The sequence below is a fragment of the Selenomonadales bacterium genome (genome assembly GCA_017442105.1).
Classification (GTDB): domain Bacteria; phylum Bacillota; class Negativicutes; order RGIG982; family RGIG982; genus RGIG982.
The window spans coordinates 1-5,610 of sequence record JAFSAX010000099.1; the positions used below are offsets into that span (position 1 = coordinate 1).

Annotated in this window: 8 protein-coding genes; all 8 read left to right on the forward strand. The window is 45.2% G+C overall.

Going from position 1 to position 5,610, the window contains the following annotated elements; all coding sequences use genetic code 11:
• Positions 1-35 precede the first annotated feature (35 nt).
• On the forward strand, positions 36-245 hold the full coding sequence (tatA, locus tag IJN28_03910; protein ID MBQ6712922.1) for a twin-arginine translocase TatA/TatE family subunit: 210 nt from the start codon (positions 36-38) through the stop codon (positions 243-245).
• A gap of 341 nt (positions 246-586) precedes the next feature.
• Complete coding sequence (locus tag IJN28_03915; protein ID MBQ6712923.1) at positions 587-1,042, forward strand: DUF441 domain-containing protein; 456 nt, start codon at positions 587-589, stop codon at positions 1,040-1,042.
• 108 nt (positions 1,043-1,150) lie between these two features.
• Positions 1,151-1,378, forward strand: coding sequence for a twin-arginine translocase TatA/TatE family subunit (locus IJN28_03920; protein MBQ6712924.1), 228 nt, complete (start codon positions 1,151-1,153; stop codon positions 1,376-1,378).
• Positions 1,379-2,116: a twin-arginine translocase subunit TatC gene (gene tatC, locus IJN28_03925; protein ID MBQ6712925.1), complete on the forward strand. Its 738-nt coding sequence runs from the start codon at positions 1,379-1,381 to the stop codon at positions 2,114-2,116. It abuts the gene before it with no gap.
• A 20-nt stretch (positions 2,117-2,136) separates the two neighbouring features.
• Positions 2,137-3,597: a menaquinone biosynthesis decarboxylase gene (locus tag IJN28_03930; GenBank protein MBQ6712926.1), complete on the forward strand. Its 1,461-nt coding sequence runs from the start codon at positions 2,137-2,139 to the stop codon at positions 3,595-3,597.
• Positions 3,590-4,438: a UbiA family prenyltransferase gene (locus IJN28_03935; GenBank protein ID MBQ6712927.1), complete on the forward strand. Its 849-nt coding sequence runs from the start codon at positions 3,590-3,592 to the stop codon at positions 4,436-4,438. The genes IJN28_03930 and IJN28_03935 overlap by 8 nt, the downstream gene beginning before the upstream one ends.
• 11 nt (positions 4,439-4,449) lie before the next feature.
• Positions 4,450-5,310 carry a bifunctional methylenetetrahydrofolate dehydrogenase/methenyltetrahydrofolate cyclohydrolase FolD gene (gene folD, locus IJN28_03940; GenBank protein ID MBQ6712928.1) on the forward strand — a complete coding sequence of 287 codons (861 nt, stop codon included), beginning with the start codon at positions 4,450-4,452 and terminating at the stop codon, positions 5,308-5,310.
• Between the two features lie 25 nt (positions 5,311-5,335).
• Positions 5,336-5,610, forward strand: a 275-nt coding sequence (locus tag IJN28_03945; protein ID MBQ6712929.1) for a formate--tetrahydrofolate ligase, incomplete at its 3' end; no start/stop codon positions are given.

The following is a 5,610-nucleotide window of genomic DNA, read 5'->3' on the forward strand; positions in this document are numbered from 1 at the left end:
AGAAAACGGATTATATAAAAGTGAGGAATTGCAGTATGTTTCATATGGGAATGACTGAATTGATATTAGTATTGGTCATTGTACTTATCGTGTTTGGACCGAAAAAATTGCCCGAGATCGGCAAATCGCTTGGTAAAAGTTTGAAAGAGTTCAAACAAGAAACAAATAGTGAGAAAAAAGCAGAAGATACGGCTGTTCTTGCTGAAACAAAAAAAGAAGAGAAGCAAGAAGACAACGCAAAATAAGATGGAATGCATCAGCTAAACGGCAATGAAGATTGCCGTTTTTCTGTTTCATACAGGTCAGGCAAGTTGAGTTGCCGAAGGCTGTTCCAGGTAAGTCGAAGCTGTTTTAATAAATAGTAAGGCTGTTCGGATAAGACGAAAAGGGTTTCCAATAAAACGAAGGCCGTTTCGTTCAAGTTGTGTATGAAAAGAATACAAGATACTGCAGGCGGAATCATTACACGAACGATAGATTATGTTAGAATAAAGGAAATAATATATACCATAAACAAGATGTTATAAGTCGTTTTATTGTGATGACGTGATATATAATAATTGCCTGCTTAAAGGAGGAATACTATATGAATTGGGAATATGCACCGCTCTTAATTGTTTTAATGTTTGCAGTATTGGGAAATAATCCGAGTGTTTCGATCGCGGTAACGGCACTTTTACTGTTGAAGTTGGTCGGAGGAGATGCATTGTTTCCTTATATTGAAGCGCACGGACTTCATATCGGTATCACGATGATCACGATGGGAGTGCTTGTCCCGATCGCGACAGGTCGTATCGGAATGAAGGATATTGTTGCTCTTGTCGGCTCGGTAGAAGGCGTTGTTGCAATGCTCGTTGGGATATTCGTTGCGTATGCGGCGGCACAAGGTCTTCCTCTTATGCAGGATACGCCGCAGATCGTGACGGCACTTATTGTCGGTACGATCATTGGTGTGTGTTTCTTCCACGGACTTGCAGTCGGTCCGCTTATTGCCGCAGGACTTGTGGCAGTTCTTTTTCAATTGGGTAAGTTGTTCTCATAATATAGGATTATCGGAAGGGAATTTTGTAGCAGGGCTGTCAGACGATTGTTTTTTTTGTCGCCTGCTAGTATAATAGTAGAATAGGAGATTTATTGGAGGTTTTAAAAAATGTTTCATTTTAGCATGCCTGAATTGATTTTGATCTTGGTTATTGCGCTTGTTGTATTCGGTCCGGGCAAACTTCCTGAACTTGGCAAGTCGCTCGGTAAGAGCCTGCAGGAGTTCAAACGTGCGGCGAATAAGGAAGCAGAGCCTATTAAACAAGATTATATAGATGTTAAAGCAGAAGTAAAAGAAACGATCGATTCGGTGAATAAGGAAAGCGAGGGAAAGTAGATGGCAGAAACTCCATCTAATCTTCCGTCGGAGCAAGAAGATCACGATGAGGAGATGGCGGCTGTCGATCATCTGGAGGAACTTCGTCGTCGATTGATCATATCGATCGTAACGGTGATGATCGCAAGCGGATGTTGCTATTTTTATGCAGAAGAGATGGTCGGTTTTTTGACGAAAGAAGCCGGTAAACTTTATTATATGAATCCTGCCGAAGCGTTTTTCACGTATTTGAAAGTATCTGTATGTGCAGGATTTTTAATCAGTATTCCTGTTTTGATGCACCAATTTTGGGCATTCGTTGTGCCTGCATTGACGAATAGGGAGAAAAAAACGTTTGATATCATTGTGCCTGCATCGGTAGTGCTATTTTTTATCGGTCTGGCATTTTCATATTTTTTGGTCTTCCCGACGGCTGTTAAGTTTTTTATGGGATTTTCGACCGACAGTTTACTTCCGATGTTCTCGATCGGACATTATTTGTCGTTCGTGATCGCGTTCGTATTGCCGTTCGGATTCGTGTTCGAACTCCCGATGATCGTATTAGTATTGGCGAAGCTGGGTTTTTTGACTTCGGCTTTTCTGAAAGAAAAACGTAAATATGTTATCGTGGGCGCATTTGTGGTGGGGGCGGTCATTTCGCCGACACCCGATATTTTTTCACAGTGTATGATTGCGATCCCGATGCTGCTTTTGTATGAGTGCAGTATTATGATCGTACAAGTTTTCCTAAAAAAATAGATTGAGGAAGGGGAATCATTTTGGCTTTTACAGACATGAGAGAATTTATCGCAGCATTGGAAAGACGCGGTTTGTTGAAACGCATCCGCACTCAAGTTGACTGCGAATTGGAGATCACGGAGATCACGGACCGTGTTTCGAAAATGGAAGGTAATAAAAATGTTGCTTTGTTGTTCGAAAATGTAAAAGGCTATGATATGCCTGTTTTGATGAACGCGTTCGGCAGCATGGAACGTATGGCTATCGCACTCGGCGTCAATGAAGTAGATGATATCGCGAACCGTATTCGCGAAATCTTGCGTCTTCCGTACATATCGGTACAAAACAAGCTTGATTTGGTAAAAATTATTCCGCAGGCGAAAAAAGCGATCAATTTCCCGAAATATGTAAAAAAAGCACCGTGTCAGGAAGTTATCATCAAAGATCGTCCGGATATTGAAAAATTCCCGATCTTGAAATGCTGGCCGGATGACGGCGGCCGTTTTATCACGCTTCCGCTCGTATTCACGAAAAATCCGAAAACGGGTAAACGTAACGTCGGTATGTATCGTTTGCAGGTCTATGACGGACAGACGACAGGTATGCACTGGCATATCCACAAAAACGGTGCAGAAAACTTCCGTGCACACAAAGAGCTTGGCAAAGATCGTATCGAAGTAGCAGTTGCTATCGGTGGCGACCCTGTCTTGACGTACGCGGCAACAGCTCCGCTTCCGCGCGACGTTGACGAGATGGTATTCGCAGGGCTTCTCCGCGAAAAAGCAGTTGAGATGGTCAAATGCGTAACGGTCGACGTAGAAGTACCTGCACATTCCGAGATCATCCTCGAAGGGTATGTCAAACTTGACGAACTTCGTCGCGAAGGTCCGTTCGGTGACCATACTGGTTACTACTCGCTTGCTGATGATTATCCGGTATTCCATATCACGTGTATCACGCACCGCAAAAACCCGATCTATCCTTCGACGATCGTTGGTAAACCGCCGATGGAAGATTGCTATATCGCAAAAGCAACGGAACGTATCTTCCTTCCGTTCCTTCAGGAGCAGATTCCCGAGATCTGCGACATCAATTTGCCGCTCACAGGCGTATTCCACAACTGTGCAATGGTTTCTATTAAGAAAACGTATCCGCAGCAGGCGAAAAAAGTTATGCACGCGATCTGGGGCATGGGACAGATGATGTTTACGAAGATGATCATTATCGTAGATTCGCATGTCAATGTACAAGACGAAAACGAAGTTTGGTGGCGCGTATTCAACAATATCGACGCTCGTCGTGACATTGTCATGGTAGACGGTCCGCTCGATGTACTCGACCATTCTTCGCCGACACCGAACTGGGGTACCAAAATCGGTATCGACGCAACGAAAACGTGGCCGTCCGAAGGTCATACGAGAGAATGGCCGGATGAGATCGTCATGTCGGATGATATCAAAAAAATGGTTGACTTGAAATGGAAGGATCTTGGCCTTGAATAAGATAAAAGCACATTTGCAAAACATAGCTTTGTCGCACTCGATATTCGCGTTGCCGTTTGCGTTTATGGGCGCATTTTTGGCGGCGGACGGAATACCGACGATGCACGACCTCTTTTGGATCACAGTCGCTATGGTCGGCGCACGCAGTGCGGCATTGGCACTCAATAACTTAATTGATCTCAAATATGATAAGATCCATCCGCGTTTTACGAAACGCCCGATGGTAACGGGTGCTGTAAAACCGAAAGAAGCTGTTATACTCATTATCGTAACGCTCCTTATATTCTTTTATGCGGCTGCGCAGCTCCACCCCGTATGTATCAAACTGGCTCCGCTTGCGATCGCCCCGTTCTGCATCTATCCGTATATGAAGCGTTTCTCTTGGACATGTCATCTCGTTCTTGGGTTGTCGCTTGCAGTCGCACCGATCGGTGCGTGGATGGCTATCCGCGGTGATATTACGCTCCCGATCCTTCTCTTGGGTCTGGCGCAAGGCGTATGGATCGCAGGATTTGATGCTGTATATGCGGCGCAGGATGTAAAATTCGACAAAGAACATGGGCTTCATTCGATGCCTGAACGATTTGGTGTAGCAGGCTCGCTTCGCTTGACGAAGATCATGCACGTTATCTGTATCATTTCGTTCTTGCTTGTCGGTATGCTCTTGGAACTCGGCGGCATGTATTATCTCGGTGTATTGATGGCGGCAACGGTTCTGATCTATCAGAACATGATCGTCAAACCGCACGACTTGTCGCAGGTTACGCAAAAATATTTTATGCGTAACGGTTTGGTCGGTATTTGTCTTGCTCTTTTTACCATTGTCAGCTTATATCAATAGGAGGGTCAGCGATGGAAACAACTCTTTTATCGGGTAAGGTTTTTGCCGCACAGCTGAAAGAAGAAGCGAAGCAAAAAGTAGAACAGCTTCAGGCCGAGTATGGTATAACACCGGGGCTTGCTGTTATCATTGTTGGGGAAGACCCTGCTTCTAAGGTCTATGTAGCCAACAAAGAAAAAGGTTGCCATGAAACGGGTATTTATTCCGAAGTCATTCGTATGCCCGAAGATACAGACAAAGAAACCCTTCTGGCAGAGATCCATCGTTTGAATAATGATGCGAAGATACACGGTATCCTCGTACAGCTTCCGCTTCCGAAACATATGCGCTCGGCAGAAGCAGAGATCCTCGAAGCAATCAGTCCTTTGAAAGATGTTGACGGATTTCATCCGATCAATGTCGGCAACTTGTCGATCGGCAAGGATGCACTCGTGCCTTGTACACCGCATGGCTGTATTCGTATGCTCGAGATGGCAGGTATTGAGATCGCAGGCAAGCATGCCGTTATCATCGGCAGAAGCAATATCGTCGGCAAACCGATGGCACAGCTTCTCTTGTCGCGCAATGCGACGGTGACGGTATGTCATTCTCGTACGGAGAACTTGGCAGAGATCACGCGCCAAGCCGATATCCTCGTTGCAGCTGTCGGCAGACCGTATTTCGTTACGGCGGATATGGTGAAAAAGGGTGCCGTCGTTATTGATGTCGGTATCAACCGTTTGGAAAACAAAAAACTCGTCGGAGATGTGGATTTTGATAAGGTAGCACCGATCGCAGGTGCGATCACGCCTGTACCGGGCGGGGTCGGACTTTTGACGATCGCGATGCTGATGCAAAACACCGTATTTGCGGCCGAGTTACAAATAAAATAAGCTTTATTTATAGGAGGTTTTACCAATGAAATCTGATGTTGAAATTGCTCAAGAGGCCCAAATGAAACCGATCACAGAAGTAGCTGAACAGTTGGCTATTCCTGCTGATGAACTCGAACTTTATGGTAAATATAAGGCTAAGTTGTCTCTCGATACATGGCGTAGAGTACAAGACCGCCCGAACGGCAAGCTCGTTCTCGTCAGTGCGATCAACCCGACGCCGGCAGGTGAAGGTAAAACGACGACGACGGTAGGTCTTGGCGATGCTCTTAATCGATTGGGTAAAAAAATCGTCATGGC